Annotated in this window: 22 protein-coding genes and 1 tRNA gene; 5 read left to right on the forward strand and 18 right to left on the reverse strand. The window is 65.9% G+C overall.

Going from position 1 to position 20,452, the window contains the following annotated elements; all coding sequences use genetic code 11:
* Positions 1–1,089, reverse strand: a complete 1,089-nt coding sequence (locus tag FJ960_RS17580; protein WP_140715643.1) for a pyridoxal-phosphate dependent enzyme — start codon at positions 1,087–1,089, stop codon at positions 1–3.
* 249 nt (positions 1,090–1,338) lie between these two features.
* Between FJ960_RS17580 and FJ960_RS17585 the strand changes: the two genes are divergently transcribed.
* Both FJ960_RS17585 and FJ960_RS17590 read left to right on the forward strand, forming a co-directional pair.
* Positions 1,339–3,345 (forward strand): BTAD domain-containing putative transcriptional regulator, encoded by a 2,007-nt coding sequence (locus FJ960_RS17585; RefSeq protein ID WP_140715794.1) that lies wholly within the window; start codon positions 1,339–1,341, stop codon positions 3,343–3,345.
* A gap of 94 nt (positions 3,346–3,439) precedes the next feature.
* Positions 3,440–3,619, forward strand: a complete 180-nt coding sequence (locus FJ960_RS17590; RefSeq protein ID WP_140506998.1) for a hypothetical protein — start codon at positions 3,440–3,442, stop codon at positions 3,617–3,619.
* A gap of 37 nt (positions 3,620–3,656) precedes the next feature.
* Here FJ960_RS17590 and FJ960_RS17595 read toward each other — a convergent pair whose 3' ends face one another.
* From FJ960_RS17595 to FJ960_RS17645, 11 genes are all read right to left on the reverse strand, one after another.
* On the reverse strand, positions 3,657–3,965 hold the full coding sequence (locus FJ960_RS17595) for a UBP-type zinc finger domain-containing protein (protein WP_140715645.1): 309 nt from the start codon (positions 3,963–3,965) through the stop codon (positions 3,657–3,659).
* Complete coding sequence (locus tag FJ960_RS17600; RefSeq protein WP_140715647.1) at positions 3,965–5,656, reverse strand: FAD-dependent oxidoreductase; 1,692 nt, start codon at positions 5,654–5,656, stop codon at positions 3,965–3,967. Before FJ960_RS17600 ends, FJ960_RS17595 begins: the two co-directional genes overlap by 1 nt.
* A gap of 149 nt (positions 5,657–5,805) precedes the next feature.
* Positions 5,806–5,890 (reverse strand) — tRNA-Leu (locus FJ960_RS17605).
* A 123-nt stretch (positions 5,891–6,013) separates the two neighbouring features.
* The gene (locus FJ960_RS17610; RefSeq protein WP_140507004.1) at positions 6,014–6,634 is read right to left on the reverse strand and encodes a 2,3-bisphosphoglycerate-dependent phosphoglycerate mutase; all 621 of its coding nucleotides are present in this window, start codon (positions 6,632–6,634) and stop codon (positions 6,014–6,016) included.
* Positions 6,635–6,726: 92 nt separating this feature from the next.
* The gene (dapB, locus tag FJ960_RS17615; protein ID WP_140715649.1) at positions 6,727–7,572 is read right to left on the reverse strand and encodes a 4-hydroxy-tetrahydrodipicolinate reductase; all 846 of its coding nucleotides are present in this window, start codon (positions 7,570–7,572) and stop codon (positions 6,727–6,729) included.
* Complete coding sequence (locus FJ960_RS17620) at positions 7,569–9,428, reverse strand: ABC transporter ATP-binding protein (RefSeq protein WP_140507008.1); 1,860 nt, start codon at positions 9,426–9,428, stop codon at positions 7,569–7,571. The genes dapB and FJ960_RS17620 overlap by 4 nt, the downstream gene beginning before the upstream one ends.
* A 78-nt stretch (positions 9,429–9,506) precedes the next feature.
* Positions 9,507–10,553 carry a glucokinase gene (locus FJ960_RS17625; protein ID WP_140507010.1) on the reverse strand — a complete coding sequence of 349 codons (1,047 nt, stop codon included), beginning with the start codon at positions 10,551–10,553 and terminating at the stop codon, positions 9,507–9,509.
* 187 nt (positions 10,554–10,740) lie between these two features.
* A complete protein-coding gene (mepA, locus tag FJ960_RS17630) occupies positions 10,741–11,832 on the reverse strand; it encodes a penicillin-insensitive murein endopeptidase (RefSeq protein WP_140715651.1) in 1,092 nt (363 codons plus the stop codon).
* A gap of 58 nt (positions 11,833–11,890) precedes the next feature.
* Complete coding sequence (locus tag FJ960_RS17635) at positions 11,891–12,805, reverse strand: SDR family oxidoreductase (protein WP_140715653.1); 915 nt, start codon at positions 12,803–12,805, stop codon at positions 11,891–11,893.
* Positions 12,802–13,956, reverse strand: coding sequence for a tRNA epoxyqueuosine(34) reductase QueG (gene queG / locus FJ960_RS17640; RefSeq protein ID WP_140715655.1), 1,155 nt, complete (start codon positions 13,954–13,956; stop codon positions 12,802–12,804). Before queG ends, FJ960_RS17635 begins: the two co-directional genes overlap by 4 nt.
* The gene (locus FJ960_RS17645) at positions 13,937–14,629 is read right to left on the reverse strand and encodes a glutathione S-transferase family protein (protein ID WP_015314714.1); all 693 of its coding nucleotides are present in this window, start codon (positions 14,627–14,629) and stop codon (positions 13,937–13,939) included. Before FJ960_RS17645 ends, queG begins: the two co-directional genes overlap by 20 nt.
* Before the next feature lie 321 nt (positions 14,630–14,950).
* Here FJ960_RS17645 and FJ960_RS17650 point away from each other — a divergent pair, with 321 nt between their 5' ends.
* Positions 14,951–15,757: an undecaprenyl-diphosphate phosphatase gene (locus FJ960_RS17650; RefSeq protein WP_140715657.1), complete on the forward strand. Its 807-nt coding sequence runs from the start codon at positions 14,951–14,953 to the stop codon at positions 15,755–15,757.
* Positions 15,758–15,816: 59 nt separating this feature from the next.
* Here FJ960_RS17650 and FJ960_RS17655 read toward each other — a convergent pair whose 3' ends face one another.
* Complete coding sequence (locus FJ960_RS17655) at positions 15,817–16,194, reverse strand: YraN family protein (RefSeq protein ID WP_140507018.1); 378 nt, start codon at positions 16,192–16,194, stop codon at positions 15,817–15,819.
* 84 nt (positions 16,195–16,278) lie between these two features.
* Positions 16,279–17,175, reverse strand: coding sequence for a 16S rRNA (cytidine(1402)-2'-O)-methyltransferase (gene rsmI, locus FJ960_RS17660; protein WP_140507019.1), 897 nt, complete (start codon positions 17,173–17,175; stop codon positions 16,279–16,281).
* A gap of 168 nt (positions 17,176–17,343) precedes the next feature.
* Here rsmI and FJ960_RS17665 point away from each other — a divergent pair, with 168 nt between their 5' ends.
* Complete coding sequence (locus tag FJ960_RS17665; RefSeq protein WP_140715659.1) at positions 17,344–17,529, forward strand: hypothetical protein; 186 nt, start codon at positions 17,344–17,346, stop codon at positions 17,527–17,529.
* Between the two features lie 7 nt (positions 17,530–17,536).
* Positions 17,537–17,725 (forward strand): hypothetical protein, encoded by a 189-nt coding sequence (locus FJ960_RS17670; protein ID WP_027142553.1) that lies wholly within the window; start codon positions 17,537–17,539, stop codon positions 17,723–17,725.
* A 59-nt stretch (positions 17,726–17,784) separates the two neighbouring features.
* On the opposite strand, the gene FJ960_RS17675 is transcribed toward FJ960_RS17670, so the two are convergent.
* Genes FJ960_RS17675 through FJ960_RS17690 form a run of 4 tightly spaced genes read right to left on the reverse strand, consistent with a single transcriptional unit; the run spans position 17,785 to position 20,375 of the window.
* Positions 17,785–18,108, reverse strand: coding sequence for a low molecular weight protein tyrosine phosphatase family protein (locus FJ960_RS17675; RefSeq protein ID WP_140715661.1), 324 nt, complete (start codon positions 18,106–18,108; stop codon positions 17,785–17,787).
* A 4-nt stretch (positions 18,109–18,112) separates the two neighbouring features.
* Positions 18,113–19,291 carry a radical SAM family heme chaperone HemW gene (gene hemW / locus FJ960_RS17680; RefSeq protein WP_140715663.1) on the reverse strand — a complete coding sequence of 393 codons (1,179 nt, stop codon included), beginning with the start codon at positions 19,289–19,291 and terminating at the stop codon, positions 18,113–18,115.
* Positions 19,288–19,965: an RdgB/HAM1 family non-canonical purine NTP pyrophosphatase gene (gene rdgB, locus FJ960_RS17685; protein ID WP_140715665.1), complete on the reverse strand. Its 678-nt coding sequence runs from the start codon at positions 19,963–19,965 to the stop codon at positions 19,288–19,290. Before rdgB ends, hemW begins: the two co-directional genes overlap by 4 nt.
* On the reverse strand, positions 19,965–20,375 hold the full coding sequence (locus FJ960_RS17690; protein ID WP_140715667.1) for a VOC family protein: 411 nt from the start codon (positions 20,373–20,375) through the stop codon (positions 19,965–19,967). The genes rdgB and FJ960_RS17690 overlap by 1 nt, the downstream gene beginning before the upstream one ends.
* Positions 20,376–20,452 lie beyond the last annotated feature (77 nt).

The raw sequence follows: 20,452 nt of genomic DNA on the forward strand, positions 1-20,452 counted from the left end.
TCAAGCCGCCGAAAACTGGCAGCCGGGCGTCGAGCGCGACAGCGCCAGCTCGTCGGCATCCATTTCGGCCTCGATGCCGTCGAACAGCGGTGTCGACATGTAGCGCTCGCCAGTGTCGGGCAACACGCACAGGATCACCGATCCCGCCGGCGCCTTCTCCGCGACCTGCCGCGCCACGGCGAAGGTGGCGCCGCCGGAAATGCCGGTGAAGATGCCTTCCTTCTGGGCTAGCGCCCGCGCCCATTTGATGCCCTCTGGCCCTGCGATCGGCATCACCTCGTCATAGAGGCTGGCGTCGATCGCTTCCTGCAGGACGTTGGGGATGAAGTCCGGCGTCCAGCCCTGGATCGGGTGCGGCTCGAAGGCCGGATGGCTGGCGGCGGGGGCGCCGTCGGCAGCGCGCTGCTGCGCCTTGCCGCTGCCGATCAGTTGCGCGTTGGCCGGCTCGGAGAGCACGATGCGGGCATCCGGCCGTTCGCGGCGCAAGACTCGCGCCACGCCGACGACGGTGCCGCCGGTGCCATAGCCGGTGACGAAGCAGTCGAGCCGCGAGCCGGCGAAATCGTTGATGATTTCGCGCGCCGTCGTCGCCTCGTGGATGGCGGCATTGGCGGCCGTCTCGAACTGGCGGGCGAGGAACCAGCCATTGGCCTCAGCCAGCTCGACCGCCTTCTTGTACATGCCAAAACCCTTTTCGGCGCGCGGCGTCAGCACCACCTTGGCGCCGAGCATGCGCATCAGCTTGCGGCGCTCGACCGAAAAGCTGTCGGCCATGGTGACGACCAGAGGATAGGCTTTTTGCGCACAGACCATGGCGAGGCCGATGCCGGTGTTGCCGCTGGTCGCCTCGACCACGGTCTGGCCCGGCTTCAGCGCGCCGCTGCGTTCCCCCTCCTCGATGATGTTGAGCGCCAGCCGGTCCTTCACCGAAGCGCCCGGGTTGAAGAACTCGGCCTTGACGTAGATGGCCGCATGGGCCGGCGCGAGATTGTTGATGCGCACCGCCGGCGTGTCGCCGACAGTGTCGAGAATGCTGTCAAACAGGCGCCCGCGCCCGGCGGTGGTCCTGATTTTCTGTTTGTTCAACATCGTTGATCTCCTCGATCGTGTTCATTTTCACGGACCGGTTACAAACCGGCGGCCCGGGCGGCGAGGTCTCGAGACCTTGCCGCGCTAGGACTGACGTTGCCGGCGATGCGGCAATGATCGCTGCCGGCGCGAAATTCGCCGCCGGATGCGCCAGATCGTGTTTGGTGATAAAGCAGGGGCCGACAGGCCAGCGTGGGAGCAGGCGTGGGAAGGGACGTGGAATCCGCACCATCGAGCCAGGACGGCGGTATGCCGGGCCTGTCCGTGCGCCTGCTCGGCCAATTGGCGATCACGCGCAACGGTGTGCCGATGGCACTGCCGGCCTCGCGCAAGCTGCGGGCGCTGCTTGCCTATCTGGCGCTGGCGCCGCACCCGGTGGGGCGCAGCCGCCTGTGCGAACTTCTGTGGGACGTGCCCAACGATCCGCGAGGCGAGCTGCGCTGGTGCCTGAGCAAGTTGCGCGGCGCTCTCGACACGCCGGACCGGCGCCGTGTCCGCACTCAGGACGATACGGTCGCGCTCGATCTCGGCGGTTGCCTTGTCGATGCGTTGGAGATCAGCCATGCGGCCACGCACGGGGTCGACACGCTCGATGCCGAGCGGTTGCGAGCGCTGGCAGAACTCTTCGCCGGCGATTTTCTCGACGGGCTGGAACTCGAACGCAATCCGCACTTCAACAGCTGGCTGATCGGCCAGCGCCGCCGTTTCCGGTCCGTCCACGCGGCGGTGCTGGAACGGCTCGTCGCGAGCCTGCCCGCTGATTGCGACGAAGCGACCGCCCATCTCGACAAATGGGTGGAACTCGCGCCTTTCGAGGGGCGCGCGCATACGGCGCTGCTGGCGAGCCTCGCCCGGCGCGGCGAGATCGCCGCGGCCGAGAAGCATCTGGCGGTGGCGGCACAGCTGTTCCAGTCGGAAGACCTGGATTTCGTCCCGCTCCGGACAGCCTGGCGGGTGATCCGCGACCAGCAGTCGGCTGCCTCGCCGCGGCCGCAGCCGGCCTGCCAGTTCACAGCATCGCAATTGACGTCACCTGGTCCGCCTGACTCCGGTCCACTCGACTCCGGTCCACTCGAGCCGAGCCATGCGTCGCTGGCGGTGATGCCGTTTATTGAGGAATCCGGCCTGCGCGGCGGGCTGGCCGATGGCCTTACCCACGACATCATCACCCGTCTCGCCAAGCTACGGGATTTCTTCGTCATCGCGCGCGGATCGGTCTTCGCACTGGCCGACAAGGGCATCGCACCCGAGGAGGCCGGTCGCCGGCTGAAGGTCGACTATGTCGCCACCGGCACGGTGCGCAGCATGGCCGGCCGCCTGATCGTCGGCGTCGAACTCGTCGAGGTGCGTACCGCCAGGATCATCTGGGCCGAGACGTTCGAGCACCGTCCGGACGACATTTTTGCCGTGCTCGACGACATCGGCGACAGCATCGTGTCGTCGATCTCGGTGGAGGTCGAGACCGTCGAGCGTAACCGAGCCCTGCTGAAAGCGCCCAACTCGCTCAACGCCTGGGAGGCCTACCACCGCGGCCTCTGGCACATGTATCGCTTCACCCAGGCCGAGAACGAAACGGCGCGGCATTTCTTTGCCAGGGCCTTGCAGCTCGATCCGACCTTCGCCCGCGCCTATGCCGGCCTGTCCTTCACCCATTGGCAGAACGCCTTTCAGCGCTGGGGCGACCGCGACCGGGAAAGCGCGCTGGCGTTCGAGAGCGCCGGCCAGAGCCTGCTGGTCGACGACCACAATCCGGCCGCACACTGGGCAATGGGGCGGGCGCTGTGGCTGCGCGGCGAACAGGAGGGCTCGCTCGGCGAACTGGAACAGGCGGTGAAACTCAGCCCCAATTTCGCGCTCGGCCATTACGCGCTGTCCTTCGTCCACTCACAGTCGGGCGACCCGAAAGCGGCAATAAGCTCCTCAGACCATTCGCGCCATCTCAGCCCGTTCGACCCGCTGCTGTTCGGCATGCTGGGCGCGCGGGCGATGTCGCATGTCCGTCTCGGCCAGTTCGAGGAGGCAGCCGTATGGGCGCGGAAGGCAGCGGCGCGGCCGAACGCGCACGCCATCATCCTGGCGATCGCGGCACATTGCCTGGCGCTGGCGGGGCGGCTCGACGAGGCGCGCGGCTTTGCAGCCGCGATCCGCAAGACGTTGCCGGATTACCGCGCCGACGATTTCATCGGCACGTTCCGCTTCGAGCCCGAAGCCGAAGCGTTGTTCCGGCAAGGCGCCAGACGGATCGGGCTCGGCTGATTTCAGGCTTGAATCGCCTGCGTTAACGAAGTCGGAAGGAGTTGCTTAACCGTTCACGGCTATGTGACCTCCGGGGGGCCATGGCAAAGTGAGTATGATGAGCAACAGCCCCGACAAGCGCAGCGAATGGCGCGCCATTCTTCATATACAGGCCCGCGTCGCCGTGCTGTTCGTTCCGGTCGTGGCCAGCCTGCTGCTCATCGCCGCCCTTGCCGGCAATGATCGCAAATCCGTTCCGGATGTCGACCGGACAGTTACCGGTTCGGTGCGATAGATCAGACCGGCCCGCTTTTCCCAGCTCGCCGAAGTACTCAGTAAAATCGCGGGATCGGGCCGTTCTGCGGGGTCGTGCGGTCGCCGAGGTCGAGAAAGATCTCGTCGACATAGCACCAGCCCCAGCCTTCCGGCGGGTCATAGCCCTCGATGACGGGATGGTTGGTGGCATGAAAATGCTTGGTGGCGTGGCGGTTGGGGGAGTCGTCGCAGCAGCCGACATGGCCGCAGGTTCGGCAGAGCCGCAGATGCACCCACCACGAGCCGCTCTTCAGGCATTCCTCGCAGCCGAGCGCGCTCGGCGTCACGTCCTTGATCCCAGCCGCGTGTCTGCACTCGTCCGCCATCACACTCCCCCGACCAGTTGAGGCGCGTCGGCATGGCTGCCTTCCCGCGCAAGAAACGCATGCAATGCTGCCACCACCTGGGCGCCTTCGCCGACCGCCGCCGCGACGCGTTTGACGGAGCCGGAGCGCACGTCACCGATGGCGAACACGCCGCTGCGGCTCGTCTCCATCAGGCCATGCGCGGATCCCATGTCCGATCCGGTGCGGATGAAACCCCTGGCATCCAGCGCCACATCGGATTGGGCGAGCCAGTCGGTATTCGGGTCGGCACCGATGAACAGGAAGAGATGGCGGATCGGCCGCGTCGTCGAGGCGCCGCTCGAGCGGTCGCGCCAGCGGACCGTGGCAAGATTGCCTTCCTCGCCGTCCAGCGCCTCGACCTCGGTGCCGGTCAGCACCTCGATGTTCGGCTGCGCCCTGATGCGCTCGACGAGGTAACGCGACATCGAGGCTTCGAGACTGCCGCCACGCGCCAGCAGCGCCACTTTCCTGACATGGCTGGCCAAAAAGACAGCCGCCTGCCCAGCCGAATTGCCGGCGCCGACCAGCGCTACTTCCTGGCCGCCGCAAAGCCGTGCTTCGATGGGCGAGGCCCAATAATGCACGCATGTGCCCTCGAACTCGGCGAGATTGGCGACGTCGAGGCGGCGGTAGCGTGCGCCGCTGGCGATCACCACCGAGCGCGTACGCACCGTCTCGTCGTCGCCGACCGCAAGCTGGTAGCGCGCGCCGTCGGTGGCGGCGCCGAGCAGCTTCACCTCGTCGGGGATGACCATCTCGACGCCGAACTTCTGCGCCTGGTTATAGGCGCGCGCCATCAGCGCCATGCCGGTAATGCCCGTGGGAAAGCCAAGATAGTTCTCGATGCGCGCGGAAGCGCCCGCCTGGCCGCCGAAGGCACGGCAATCGAGCACGATGGTCGACAGCCCTTCGGAGGCCGCATAGACCGCCGCCGCCAGACCGGCCGGCCCGGCGCCGACAATGGCGACGTCATAGACCTTGCTGGCGTCGACCGGCCGCAGCAGGCCGATGCAGCGGGCGAGGTCTTTCTCCGCGGGATTGAGCAGCAGCCTGCCGTTCGGGCACAGCACGACCGGCAAGTGGTGGGGATCGACATGGAAGTGCTCAAACAGGGTCTTCGCACAAGGATCGGTTTTGGAATCGAGCACGCGGTGGGGCTGGCCGCTGCGGGCGAGAAACCCCTGAAGGCGCAGGACGTCGCCGTTGTCGGCCGGTCCGACGATGATGGGACCGATCGTGCCGCTCTCGAGCAGCCCGACGCGGCGCAGGATCAGCGCCCGCATGATGCGCTCGCCGAGATTGGCCTCCTGCACCATCAGGTCGCGCAGCCTCTGCGAGGAGATGACGAACGCCTGCACTGGCTCGGCGGCCTGCGCATTGACCAGCGAGGGACGGGCCGAAAGCTGCGCCAGCTCGCCGACGAAGCTGCCCGGGCCATGCGTGACGATCGTCTCGCGCCGGCCGAGCTTGCCGTCCTGGGTGATGTCCAGCTTGCCCGACAGGACGACGATCAGCCCCGGGGACACATCGCCGGCCTCGAAAATGTGCTCGCCGGCGGCATAGGCGCTGGCCTCACCGAACCGGCGCATGCGCTCGATGTCGGCCTCGGCCAGGGTTGGGAAGGCCTGGTCGCGGCGGGCGCCGAAGATCGCGGTGGCGGATTGAGACATGGGAGCGAGCGTAGCGAAGCCGGAGCCCGGTTTGAAGCGGTTTGTTGGGACTGGCCAGGAGGGGAGGTCATCGGGCAAGAAAAAAGCCCGGACGAACCGGGCTTTTCTCTTGAGCTTCTGAACCGATCGAATGGTTCGAAACGGGAATTTGGTGCCCAGAAGAGGACTCGAACCTCCACTCCTTGCGGAACACGGACCTGAACCGTGCGCGTCTACCAATTCCGCCATCTGGGCTGGTGCGGGCTCAATAGGCGGGCAAGCGATTGCTGTCAACGCGCTTTTTGGAACAGGACGCCAAAAGCTGGGAAGTCGCTTTAGCAAAGCTGGTGGAGGCCCGCCGCCGCAACTCGCCAGCCGTCAGCCTTCCAGCACTTCCTTCGAGGCCACGGTCGAATCGGCGTTGAGCTGGTAGATCACAGGCACGCCGGTGCCGAGCTCCAGCCTGACGATCTCCTCGCCCGACTTGCCGTCCAGCGCCATGATCAGCGCGCGCAGCGAATTGCCGTGGGCGGCGACCAGCACGGTGCCGCCGCGCAGCACGTGCGGCTGCAGATCGTGCAGGTAGTAGGGCCAGACGCGGGCGCCGGTGTCCTTCAGGCTTTCACCGGCGGGCGGCGGTACGTCGTAGGAGCGACGCCAGACATGCACCTGCTCCTCGCCCCATTTCTGGCGCGCATCGTCCTTGTTGAGGCCGGAAAGGTCGCCATAGTCGCGCTCGTTCAGCGCCTGGTCGCGAATGGTCTTCAGGTCGCTCTGGCCGACGGCGTCGAGAATGTGCTGACAGGTCTTCTGCGCCCGGACCAGCGCCGAGGTGAAGGCGATGTCGAATTTCAGGCCGCGCGCCTTGAGCTTCTGGCCGGCGGCCTTGGCCTCGGCGTGGCCCTGCTCGGTCAGGTCGACGTCACGCCAGCCGGTGAACAGGTTTTTCAAATTCCATTCGCTCTGGCCGTGACGCACGAGCACGAGAGTTCTCGACATTTTTGCTCCTCTGGGGTCTGAGCATTCCAGGAAAAGTGTGTAGCGGTTTTCTGTCCGGACTTGCGTAAGAACGAAGATGGTTCAGGGTCGTTTCAGGCAAGCCCGAGCACGTCCCGCATTGAGTAAAGGCCCGGCTTCCTGCCGCGCGCCCAAAGTGCGGCCTTGACGGCGCCGCGGGCGAAGATGGCGCGATCCTCGGCATGGTGGGACAGCGTGATGCGCTCGCCGGTGCCGGCCAGGATCACGCTGTGGTCGCCGACCACCGAGCCGCCGCGCAGGGCGGCGAAACCGATCGAGCCGGTTTGTCGCACACCCGTATGGCCGTCGCGTGAACGCACGTCGTTGCCGGCCAGTGCAATGCCGCGCCCGGCGGCGGCGGCCTCGCCGAGCAGAAGCGCGGTGCCCGAAGGCGCGTCGACCTTGTGCCTGTGGTGCATTTCGAGGATCTCGATATCGAAATCATCGGCATCGAGCGCGCGCGCCGCCTGCTCGACCAGCACCGCCAGCAGGTTGACGCCGAGGCTCATATTGCCCGACTTGACGATGGTCGCGTGGCGCGCGGCGGCGGCGATTTTCGCATTGTCTTCGGCCGAACAGCCGGTCGTGCCGATGACGTGGACGATGCGCGCCTGCGCCGCGTAGCCGGCGAACTCGACCGTCGAAGCCGGGGTGGTGAAATCGAGCACGCCATCGGCCCTGGCGAACACCGGCAGCGGATCGCCGCCGATCGGCACATCGATGCGGCCGACGCCTGCCAGTTCGCCCGCATCCTTGCCCAGATAAGGCGAATCGGCGCGCTCGACCGCGCCGATGACGCGGGCGCCCGGAATGGCGTGGATGGCGCGGATCAGCGTCTGGCCCATGCGGCCGGCCGCGCCGACCACCACAAGTCCCATATCGCTGGCCGGCTCGCCTGATATTGCCGATGTTTCGCTCATGCCGTGCTCCCGGCGATGTTCCCGGTCTCTAATTCCTGAACCAAAATTTCGGCCGGCGCGCTGTCGTCGACAAGCCCCAGGCCCTTAACGCCCTGTATCCGGTGGAAACGGGCATAGACGCTGTGCGGGTCGGCCATCAGCGAGGCGTGCGTACCCTCTTCGACCAGATGGCCCTGTTCCAGCACGATGATGTGGTCGGCATTGACCACGGTCGACAGGCGGTGCGCGATGACGATGGTGGTGCGCCCTTCCATGACCTTGGTGAGCGCCTGCTGGACCCGGGCTTCGGCCTCGTTGTCGAGCGCCGATGTCGCCTCGTCGAGCAGCAGGATCGGTGCCTGGCGCACGATGGCGCGGGCGATCGACACACGCTGGCGCTGGCCGCCGGAGAGCGTGGCGCCATTCTCGCCGACCGGCGTGTCATAGCCTTGCGGCTGCTGGCGGATGAACTCGTCGGCCGCGGCCAGTCGCGCGGCCTGTTCGATCTCGGCGTCGGTCGCCGAGGGGCGGCCGTAGCGGATGTTGTCGCGGATGGTGCCTTCGAACAGGTAGGGCGCCTGCGAGACATAGGCGATCGAGCCGCGCAGCGACTGTTTGGTGACCTTGGAAATGTCCTGGCCGTCGATCTCGATCGTGCCGCTCTCGACGTCGTAGAAGCGCTGCAGCAGCGCCACCAGCGTCGTCTTGCCGGCGCCGGACGCGCCGATGACGGCGGTCATCTTGCCGGCGGCGGCGACGAAGCTCAGACCCTGAAGGACAGGCGCCTCCTCGACATAGCGGAAGGACACGTTGTTGAAGCGCACTTCACCGGTGGTGAAATGTGCCTGTGTGGCGCCTGGAGCATCGCCCTGCTTGGGCTCGAGGTCGAGCAGTTCGTAGATCATGCGCGCGTTGACCAGCGCCCGTTCCATGCCGACCTGCATGCGCGCCAGGCGCCGCGCCGGATCATAGGCCAGGATCAGCGCGGTGATGAACGAGAAGACCGCGCCCGGCGGCTGGCCCAGAACCAGCGCCCGGTAACCGGAATAGGCGATGACGGAGGTGACGGCGAGACCAGCCAGCATGTCGGAGATCGGCGACAGCCGTTCGGAGACGCGGGCAATCTTGTTGGAGCGCTGTTCGGCGTCGTTGGCGAGCTTGCCGATGCGGCCCGACAGCTCGTCCTCCATGGTGAAGGCCTTGACGATGGCGATGCCTTGCGTGGCTTCCTGAACCGCGCCGATCAGCCGCGAATTGATGAGCACGGATTCCCGGGTTATGCGCCGCACGCGGCGGGTGAGGTAGACGACGGCCCAGATCAGCGGCGGCCCGATCAGCAGCGAACTGAGCGACAAGACCGGATCCTGGTAGACCATGACGCCGAGAAGCCCGATCAGCGTCACCGCGTCGCGGGTAATCGAGGTCAGCGTCAACGACAGCAGGTCGCGGATGCCGCCGACGTTTTCGTTGACCTGCGCCGCCAGCCGGCCGGAGCGTGTGTCGTTGAAGAAGCCGACGCCGAGCTTCATCAGGTGATCGAAGATGCGCTTCTGGTAGCGCGCCACCAGATTGTTGCCGATCTTGGCCAGCGCCACCGCCTGGCCATAGCCGGCGAAGCCGCGCAGCAGGAAGGCCGCCATGAAGCCGGCGCAGATCCAGACGATCGCATCGCCACGCCGTTCGTAGAATATCTGGTTGACCATCGGGGCCATGATCCAGGCCGTGAAGGCGGTGGTGCCCGAAACGATCAGCGAGCAGGTGATGACCATCACATAGGTCCAGCGATAGTCGTGGCTGTTCTCAGCCAGAATGCGGCGCAGCACCGCTGTGACCTCGCCGGGCCGGGCTTTCAGCTTGTTTGGAGTTTGAAGTGTCAAATCAGAGGGCTTTGTCGGTTTCCGCTTCCCGTGGCCGGGCAATTCGGCACCCCTATTAACGCCAAGCAGCCGGCTTGCCTATGCCTTGGGGTGACTAACTTCGTCGCGCCAGCGCCGGCCCGATGTCTGGACACCGAACAGCGAGGGGTTCCTGGCATAGGCGGCAAGGCCTAGGAGCGCCGCCAGCGGATGGGTGATGACATAGACCGGCATGGTGCGCATCAGCGCGCTGTGCGGCGCCTTGTCCTCGAAGGCGGCGCGGAAATTGCCCTCCTTCAGCGCCGGCACGATCTTTTGCGCGATGCCGCCGGTGAGGAAAACCCCGCCCCGGCTCATGAACACCAAAGCAAGGTCGCCGGCGGTGCGGCCCAGGCAGGTGACAAAGGTCTCCAGCGCTTCCTGCGCCACAGGATCGGTCTTGGCCAGCGCCGCAGCGGTGACCTCGGCCGGCGTGGTGAAGGGCGACGGCTTGCCGTCGGCCCTGGCCACCGCCCGGTAGACATTGACGAGGCCTCGCCCGGACAGGATCTGCTCGCCCGAAATGCGGCCGTCGAGCTTCTCGATGTGCGGGAACACCTCGAAATCGCGGGCCGAACGCGGCCCGATGTCCATATGGCCGCCTTCGCCGGGCACCGGTATCCAGTGATGAAGCGCGTGGACCAGCCCGGCGACGCCGAGCCCGGTTCCCGGTCCCAGCACGACGCGGCCGGCATTGGGCTCCGGCGTGCTGCCGCCGATCTTTTCCATCTGCTCTTCGCCGAGTGCGACGACGGCCAGCGCCTGCGCCTCGAAGTCGTTGAGCACGACGATGTCGCTCAGGCCGAGGCTGGCGAACATCTGCCGGGGCTTGACGATCCACGGGCAGTTGGTGAGTTCGATCTCGTCGCCATCGACCGGACCGGCCACCGCCAGCACAGCCGAATTGGGCCGGACCGAGGAGCGATCGAGCACGGCCGACTGGATCGCCTCGTCGATGGTGCTGTAATTGGCGGTCTGGACGATGGTCGGCTCGCCGGCCTCGGAATTGGCGTCGAGCACGATCGAAAAGCGCGCATTGGTGCCGCCGATATCGCCGATCAGGATCGGAAACCGCAGCAAAGTCTCGTCATCGCCTGTGCCTGGCATGCTCTTGTCCGTCCCCCGGCGCCCTCGATGGCGTTTCGCCGTTCTTCCGTTGACTAGCGCATGAGTTTGAAAAGGGAAACGGTTTTCGGACCCGGCGATGCGCAGGGAGAGGTTCTGCGGCCAAACGGCCACTGTTTCATGAAAGCAGGCAGCTAAACCGATTGAGCTTGCCGACGGCGCCCGACAATCACTTCGCGGGCGGGCGTGGACGCGGCACCGGCACGCCGACCTCGGGTGTCGCCGTGAAGGCGTTCAACGCGCTTGGCAGGCCTGCCGTGCTGCTGGCCGTGACCGCGGGCAGCGATGGCGTTTCGGGTACGGGCGCGGGCGCCGCCACCGCTATCGGCACCGTGTCGCCGTGATAGGTCGCGGCCTCGGCCGAGGCAGGTCCCGGCGCGTCGAGCACCGCGCGGCATTCCTTGGGCAGGTTGGCCATCGTCATCAGGTCGCGGGCCTTCGGCGCATCCGGGTTCTTATTGGGCCGCCACGGCTCCTGCGTGAACCACCAGGCCAGCGGCTTGCCGCAACCGTCATCATCCGGCGTCGCTTCCTGCGCCTTGCAATTGGGCGAGCCCGGCTGACAGCCGATGCGCATGTGGAAATGATAGTCGTGGCCCCAGAACGGCCTGATCTTGCGCAGCCAGGAGCGGTCGCCCTTGACGGTGTCGCAGAGCTTCTTCTTGATGCCCGGATTGACCAGGATGCGCTCGACCTGCGGATAGCTCGCGGCCCGCTTTAGCAACGCCGTATGCCGCGGCGTCCACAGGGCATCCTTCACCAGATGCGTCTTCTCGTCGACCATCAGCGTGGCGCTCATGGTCTCGCGCTGCGCCCTGCTCATCGTGCGGTCGGGCATCGGCGTCAGCCAGATGTCTGCGTCGAGCCCGATCTGGTGCGAGGCATGGCCGGTCAGCATCGGGCCGCCGCGCGGCTGCGCGATGTCGCCGATCAGCAGGCCGGGCCAACCGTCGGCGACCGCATCGCGCGACAATCTCTCGATCAGCGCGATCAGCGCCGGATGGCCCCAGCGGCGGTTGCGCGATGGCCGCATTACCTGCCAGGTCGGACCATCCATGGGGATGGCGACGCCGCCGGAAAAGCAGCCCTTGGAATAGAAGCCGAAGGATTGCGCCGCGGTAGCCGTCGGCAGTTTCTCGGCGCCGAACAGGTCTTTTGCCCGTTCCTCGGCCGCTGCGGGCTGCGCGGCGAGACCTGCCAGGGCCAGCGCCGCCGCCAATACCGAATTTCTGGCGCCAGGCGATCGCGTCGATGATTTCATGAACCGCACCCCCGTGCCTCCGACGCCGAATCATACCACGCCAAGCGCCGCGCTTCGATCATCCTAACCCCTTCGCGGCCTTCATCGGACTGCGCGGCGCGCCGTCGCGCCAGTCGCCGCTTGCCCACATATGGTCGAAGGCGGCGCGATAGTCCGGAAAGCGAAACCGATAGCCCGCCGCCTTGATCGCCGCATTGGCGACCCGCTTGTTCTCGCCATAGAAGGACCGCGCCATGGGCGAAAGTTGGGCGGTCTCGAACGGAATTTCGGGCGGCGGCGCGATACCCATCAGCGAAGCGGCATAGGCAACGACATCCTGCGGCGGCGCCGGCTCATCGTCGGTGACGTTGAAGATGCCGCCGGTATTGCCGCCGATCAGATGCCAGAGCGCGCCCGATATGTCGTCGCAATGGATGCGGTTGAAGACCTGGTCCGGCTTGACCAGCCGCCTGGCCGTGCCGTTTTCCAGATTGACCAGCGCGTTGCGGCCCGGACCGTAGATGCCCGACAGCCGCAGGATCGCCACCGGCCGGTCGATGTCCTCGCCAAGCGTCAACCAGTCCTGCTCGGCCTCGACCCGCATCGTCGAGCGCTTCGAAACCGGCCGGCACGCGGCCGTTTCATCGACCCAGGCACCGCCATGATCGCCATAGACCCCGACGGTCGAGAGATAGCCGATCCATTTCAGGTCAGGCATCCCTGCGATCGCCTCGCGGGCGGCATTCAGCACGGGATCGCCGGCTTCCTCCGGAGCGACGGAAATCACCAGATGGGTGGTTTTCTCGAGCGCTTCGCCGATTTCGCCGGTTAGCGCGCCATCGAACAGCAGCGGGCCGATGCCGGCTTGGCGCAGCGCTTCGAATTTTTCCTCGGAGCGTGTCGTGCCGAAGATCGGGGCGGCTCCCCTGTTGGCGCGGCCAAAGGCCTTGCCCGAATAGCCGGCGCCGAAGAGGAAGATCCGCTTTTCGTTCATGCATGCGTCCTGTTTGGCCGTGCCAGGCGCCATTCCACGCGGACGGCGCCATCGCCCTCGCTCTTCAGGCCGTTCGCGGCCCGTTCGGCATATTCGGTTTCTGGCACCAGCCGCGCCAGCGCCCATATTGCCGCGCCCCGCACCAGCGGCGAGGCGTCGCCGAGCAGGTCCCGGACGCTATCGGCAAGCGCGGCCTCGCCGGAATTGCCGGCGGCGATCAGCACGTTGCGGACAAAGCGGTCGCGACCGATGCGTTTGATCGGCGAACCGGAGAAGAAGCTGCGGAAGGCAGCATCGTCGAGGGCCAAAAGGTCGGCAAGTTCAGGCTCGCGCAAATCGTCACGCGCGGCGAGCTTGGCCTCCGAAGCCGCGCTTGCGAACTTGTTCCATGGGCAAGCCGCGAGGCAGTCGTCGCAGCCATAGATGCGGTTGCCGATCGCCTCGCGGAATTCATGCGGTATCGGCCCCTTGTTCTCGATGGTGAGATAGGAGATGCAGCGCCGCGCATCGAGCCGATAAGGCGCCGGAAACGCGTCGGTCGGGCAGGCGTCGAGGCAGGCGCGGCAGGAGCCGCAATGGTCGATCTCGGCGCTATCCGGCACCAGTTCGGCCGTGGTGAAGATGGTGCCGAGGAACAGCCAGGAGCCGTGCTCGCGGCTGACCAGATTGGTGTGCTTGCCTTGCCAGCCCAGGCCCGCTGCTTCCGCCAGCGGCTTTTCCATGACAGGTGCGGTGTCGACGAATACTTTGACGTCGCCGCCCGCCCGCGCGACGATCTTGCCGGCGATCTCCTTCAGCCGGCCTTTCATCACCCCGTGATAGTCGCGGTTTTTCGCGTAGACCGAGATCGCGCCGCGGTCGCGCCGGGCCAGCACGTCGCGCGGATCATGGTCAGGCCCATAATTCATCGCCAGCACGACGATCGAGCGCACGCCGGGCCACAGCGTGGAAGGCTCGCTGCGGCGCGCAATCGTCTCGGCGATCCAGTCCATGGAGCCGTGAAAGCCGTCGGCGACGAATTCGGCCAGGCGCGCTGGCGCCAGCGGGATGGCATCGGGAGTGGTGACTGCGACGGCGTCGAAGCCGGCGCGCCGCGCCTCCGCGTCGATCAGCGCACGCAGTTTTGCCGGATCAGAAGTCGAGATCCGCATAGTGCGATACCGGCGACAGGCCGCGCACGCGGTCGGTCAGGAGCGGCCGGAACGAAGGCCGCGATTTCACCCGCGTGTACCATTCGCGCGCGGCGGGGTGTTCGCGCCAGTCGATCTCGCCGAGATAGTCGAGCACCGACAGCGTCGCGGCGGCCGCCAGATCGGCATAGGTGACCCTGCCGCCGGCCAGCCAGTGACGGGTGCCGGCCAGCCAGTTGGTGTATTTCATGTGCTGGCGGATGTTGGCGCGCGCGGCGCGGATGGCGCCCGAATCGGGCGAGCCGCCGCCCGCCGTTTCCGGCATCACCGGCTTCAGCACGCGCTCGCGCACCAGATGGCGCGTCACTTCGCTTTCGGCCTTGTTGAGATACCAGTCGATCAGCCTGCGGATTTCAGCGCGCTGCATCGGGTCCTCGGCGAACAGCCGCTTGTCGCGCTTGAGCACACCGCGCGTCTCGTCGAGATATTCCGAGATCACCGTCGCACCGATGATCGGCACGTCGCCCTCGGCCAGCAGGATCGGCAGCGTGCCGGCCGGATTCAGCGCCAAGAATTCCTTGCGCCGCGTCCACGGCTTTTCCTCGATCAGCGCCAGCTCCTCGCCATACTCGCCAAAGGCGAGGCGGACGAAGCGGCAGGTTGCGAACATGGGATGGTGGAAAAGCGTCAGCATGGTTCCGCGGTGATAAAGCGCACTAATGTGGTTTGGATTTGAAGTTCCTGCCCCTCAATGGCATCCGCGTTCAGGAACTTCAAATCCAAACCACGTTAGAACTCAAAGTTGACAGTGTGGCTCAGAATCCGGAATTCGCGCATTGCGCTCGTCCCGGGTGTGGCGAATTCCGGATTGCCACACTGGCGAATCGCAGGGCGCACCGGTAAGTCTTGGCCGCCCGGTTAGCGGGCCGTCAGGGGTGTTGCGACCTATAGGGGGACTTCGGCGCCATGACAAGCAAGCCATTCTGTTAGCCGTCACGCCAACGCCGAGGTAGAAATGGAAAGCCAGACCATCGTCGAAGCCCTGCTGCTTGGCCTGCTGGAAGGGTTGACCGAATTCATACCGGTGTCTTCGACCGGCCATATCCTGCTCGCCGGCCATTTCCTCGGCTTCCAGTCGACCGGCAAGGCCTTCGAGATCCTGATCCAGCTCGGCGCCATCCTGGCGATCCTCAGCGTCTATTTCCGGCGCCTGTGGCAGATGCTGCTCGACCTGCCGCATGACCGGCTGACGCGGCATTTCGTCATCGGCATCCTCATCGCCTTCCTGCCGGCCGCGTTCATCGGCGCGCTGGCGCACGACTTCATCAAGACGGTGCTGTTCGAATCGCCCCGGCTGATCTGCATCATGCTGATCATCGGCGGCGTGGTGCTGCTGGTCGTCGACCGCATGAACCTCAAGCCGGTCTACCGCGACGTCGAGCGGTTCCCGACCAGGCTTTACCTGCAGATCGGGCTTTTCCAGTGCCTGTCGCTGATCCCCGGCACGTCGCGCTCCGGCTCGACCATCGTCGGCGCGCTGCTCCTGGGTGTCGACAAGCGGGCGGCGGCGGAATTTTCCTTCTTCCTCGCCATTCCGACCATGGTCGGCGCGTTCGCCTTCGACCTGTTCAAGAACCGCAACGTGCTGACCTCGGCCGACCTGCCGATCATCGCCATCGGCTTCGTCGCCGCCTTCGTCACGGCGTTGTTCGTGGTGCGCTTCCTGCTCGATTACGTCTCGCGCAACGGCTACTCGCTGTTCGGCTGGTGGCGGCTGGTGGTGGGTGTTGTCGGGCTGGTGACGTTGATGATCTGGGGGTGAGGAGCGGTCCGCACCTCCGCGCCTTCGTCATCCACGGGCGGAGCAAGGAATGCCCCGCCTCAACTCCTCCCATAAAACGCATTCGGGACATGCACGGGCCAGCGCCAGGGCAGCACGGCGACCATGTCGAAGCGCATCGACAGCCTGCCATAGTCCGGCTGGCGCGACAGCCAGATGTCGGCCGCACCCTCGATGCGACGCTCCGATTCGTGACCGATCGCTTCCATGGCTTCGATCAGCGTGCGGCGCGCCTTGACCTCGACGAACAGCACCAGGTCGCCGCGCCGCGCGATCAGGTCGATCTCGCCAAAGCGCGTGCGGTGGCGGCGCGCCAGGATGCGGTAGCCTTTCAGCATCAGCGCGACAGCCGCCAGCCATTCGCCGCGATGGCCGCGCCGGTAGGCTTTTTGGCGGCTGGCGCTCGGGCGCTCAGCCACTGCCGGCTCCGGAACTTTGCTCGACCATGATCTCTGGACAAACGAAACCGTTTGTCCGAGAAAACCGGCTTCCACTTTTCGGGATCATGGTCTGTCCTTGAGCTCGAGCAGCCGCCGATAGAGCGCCTGCTTCTGGCCGCCGGTCATTTTAGCGGCTTCCGCCGCCGCCTTGGAGGCCGGCATTTCGGCAGCGAGCGACAAAAGCAGACGATCGATGTCTTCGGGTTCGTCGGCCTTGGCCTCGGCCGGGCCGATACAGACGACGATCTCGCCCTTCGGCGTATCGGCCGCCGCATAATGGTCGGCCAGCGCTTGCAGCGTGCCGGTGCGCATTTCCTCGTACGTCTTGGTCAATTCCCGGCCGATCGCAGCTTTGCGTTCGCCGCCCAGCGCCTCGACCATGGCGCCGAGCGACTCAGCCAGCCGGCGCGGTGACTCGAAGAAGATCAAGGTCGCCGGCACCGCCTTCAGTGCCTCCAGCCGTGACAGCCGCTGGCCAACCTTGACCGGCAAAAAGCCGGCGAACAGGAAGGCGTCGGACGGCAGGCCCGACGCCGTCAGCGCGGCAAGCGGCGCCGACGGGCCGGGGATCGGCACGACGCGAATGCCCTGGTCGAGCGCTTCGCCGACCAGCCTGTAGCCGGGATCGGAGACCAGCGGCGTGCCGGCATCCGAAATCAGCGCCACGCTCTGGCCGGCTTCGAGTGCCGCGATCAGCTTCGGCCCGGCCTCGCCGGCATTGTGTTCGTGATAGGCGGTGGTGCGGCGGCGAATGCCGTAGCGGTCGAGCAGCACGCGCGACACACGCGTATCCTCGCAGGCGACGATGTCGGCGGCGGCCAGCGTCTCCAGCGCGCGCAGCGTGATGTCGGCGAGGTTGCCGATCGGCGTCGCCACCAGATAGAGCGCCGGATCGAGCGGACGAGCCGCGATCTCGGCCTGCCCGACCACATAGCTGCGCTTGCCTGTCTCGCCAGTCACCAATGCCGTCTCCGTTCAGGCCTGTCTGGCCCGCCAAATCTTGTTTGGCATGGCTGGCGCCGGCTTGCAAAACTCGCACCGGTGTAAGGCAATCGCCATTCCTTCGCCACAGTAGGGAACGAAACCGGGTTTGGCAGATTTAGCCCCTGATTCCCAAGGGAGGACAGGATGGACAGCCTGACGATACAGGACGCTTTCGAGCCTTACTATGCCGGCCGCAGCCGGAGTGCCGCACGCCAGGACAAACGGCTGCCAGACCGGAACGACACCAGCCTGACCAAGCAGGCCGCGAGTGCCTTGCCAACAGACGTCAGGCTTTCCGACAACAAACCCGACAGCACGACGGAGCACTGACCGGACGATGCCCAATCGCTTCGATATCTTCATCACCCGTCTTGAAACGAAAACCGCCCGCAACGGCGTACCGCAATCTCCGATAGGCGACCAGCACCGTGGCCGCCGCGACAAAGACGGCGCTAAGCCGGTCCGCAGCGGCGAGACGCATGCAGAGAAGGAGCGCGGAAAGCACCGCCACAAACACGACGCCTGATCTGGCTCAGATCGGCAAGGCGGCCGCCGAAGGCGGAGGGGCGAACGCCGGCCAGGCGCTCAGTCCAGATATCGTGAAATGCGCGCCTTCAGAAGCGCTACCAGCTCCGGGTCCATAAATTCATAGTCGTCCGGGATGTCGAGGCAGATCACCTTGGCCGCCTTCAGGCTGGCCTTGAATTTCTTCTGCAGTTTCGTCCGGTGGATTTTCTCCATGACAAAGATGATGTCGGCCCAGGCGACAAGTTCGTGCGTCAGCGAAGTGTCGGCATCATGATTGGTGCCGGCCGAGGCGACTTCGATGTCGCGCCGCGTGGAAAACACCTGCTCGGCGGTAGGGCTGCGCAAGCGGTTCTGGCTGCAGATGAAGAGGACGTTTTTCAAGGGTTTAGCGCGCCAGGTCCGCCACCACGGCGTCGAGCACGATCATGCCGGCCGGCGTGGCGCGCAGCCGCGCATTGCCGATCGGCGCCACCAGCCCCTCACCCTGCAGCACCGACAGCCGCGCGCTCGATAGGCCGCGTCCGGAAAACGCCTCGTAGCGGGAGAGGTCAATGCCTTCGGCGAGCCTGAGCCCCATCAAAAGAAACTCGTCGGCCTCTTCGGAGCGCGTCAGGAGTTCGCCGCCGGTGATGCCATGGCCCTTGGCCTCGACCAGATTGGCCCAGGTCTCCGGCATTCTCTCGGCAATCGTCACCACGCGATGGCCGTTCTCGACGAAGCGGCCATGCGCGCCTGGACCGACGCCGACATATTCGCCGTAGCGCCAGTAGGTCAGATTGTGCCGGCTCTCGGCGCCCGGCCTGGCGTGGTTGGAAATCTCGTAGGCCGGCAGGCCGTGCGCCGATGTGATTTCCTGCGTCAACGCGTAGAGATCGGCGGCGTGATCGTTGTCGGGAATGACGAATTTCTTTGCCGCGTGCAGCGCATGGAAGGGCGTGCCTTCCTCGATAGTCAGCTGGTAAAGCGACATATGGTCGGCGGCATGGCCGATCGCCTGTTCGAGTTCCGCCTGCCAATCCTGTGGCGTCTGCCCGGGGCGCGCATAGATCAGGTCGAAGGACAGGCGCGGAAAGATTTCGCGCGCGAGCCCGATGGCGTGCAAGGCTTCCTCGACGTTGTGCAGCCTGCCGAGAAAGCGCAAATCCTTGTCGTTCAGCGCCTGCACGCCGAGCGAGACGCGGTTGACCCCCGCCGCCCGGTAGCCACGGAAACGCTCCGCCTCGACCGAGGACGGGTTGGCCTCGAGCGTCACCTCGATGCCATCGGGCACCGTCCAGTTCCTGGCCACCGCGTCCAGAACCCTGGCCACCGTTTCCGGCTTCATCAGCGACGGCGTGCCGCCGCCGAGAAAAATGCTGGTCACGTCGCGCGGCCCGGTGCGCTGGCGCATCGTCGCCAACTCGGCCTCGAAGGCGGCGGCAAAGCGCTCCTGGTCGACCGGCTGGTGGCGGACATGGCTGTTGAAGTCGCAATAGGGGCACTTGGCCGCGCAGAATGGCCAATGCACGTAGACGCCAAAGCCGGGACTGCGGTCGAGCGCCATGGTGGTTGCGGGTCCGATCATGCGGAGCCAAGCCTGACCGAATCAAGCCGAGCTTGGGCGAATTTCTGGAAGGCGCGGGCGCGGTGCGACAGCGCCGTCGCCTGGCCTGGCTTCCAGCCGTGCTTTTCCTCGGCACTCATCTCGCCGAAGGTTTTGTCGAAGCCATTGGGCAAGAACACCGGATCGTAGCCGAAGCCGAGCTCGCCGCGCGGCGGCCAGACCAGCGTGCCCTCGGCCTCGCCGCGATAATATTCGGCCTCGCCGTCGGGAAAGGCGAGGCAGATGACGGCGACGAAGCGGCCCGTGCGCCGCTCGGGCGTGGCCGCGCCGACTTCCTGCAACGCGACTTCGGTGCGCTGCATGGCCATGGCGAAATCGCGCGATCCCTCCGGCGTCTCGGCCCAGTTGGCGGTATAGATGCCGGGCGCGCCGTCAAGCGCGTCGACGCAGAGGCCGGAATCGTCCGACAGCGCCGGCAGGCCGGTCGCCTTCGCGGCGGCGAAGGCCTTGATGTAGGCGTTTTCCTCGAAGGTGGTGCCGGTTTCGTCCGGTTCGGGCAGGCCATACTCCTTGGCCGACTTCGCCTCGAAGCCGAATGGACCCATCAGGTCGGCGAATTCGCGCAGCTTGCCGGCGTTGTGGCTGGCAACGACGATCTTCTTGCCATCGAGTGTATGGAGGTTTGGTGAATGCATCAAAGGCTCCAGATTCGTGGCTCGGCGAACTCGATCGAATTGCCCGACGGGTCGCGTATATAGATCGAACGGCCACCTTGCGGCCATTCGAATTCGCTTTCGATGGCGATTTTCTTCGCTTGGAGATGTGTTCTCCAGCCGTCGATTTCAGCGGCGCTGGCGGCAAAGCACAGATGACCCTCGCCGACCGCGCCGTGCGGCGGCACTTTCAGCTTCGCGTCCGGTGCGGGCGGAATTTTGGTCGCTTCGGCGTTGAAGACGAGCAGGACGCCTGGGCCGCAGCGGAAGAAAAGGTGGCGGCCGTCGACCTTGCCGAGGAGGATGAGGCCGAGGATGTCGGTGTAGAAGTGCTCAGCGGCGTCAAGGTCGGTGACGTAGAGGGCCGATTCCAGGATGGCGGAGGGAGTCACGAGGCACCCCCCTCTGCCCTGCCGGGCATCTCCCCCTCAAGGCGGGAGATTGGCAATTTCGATGTTGTTGCACACCC

Source organism: Mesorhizobium sp. B2-3-11 (genome assembly GCF_006442215.1).
In the GTDB taxonomy this organism is placed as follows: Bacteria; Pseudomonadota; Alphaproteobacteria; order Rhizobiales; family Rhizobiaceae; genus Mesorhizobium; species Mesorhizobium salmacidum.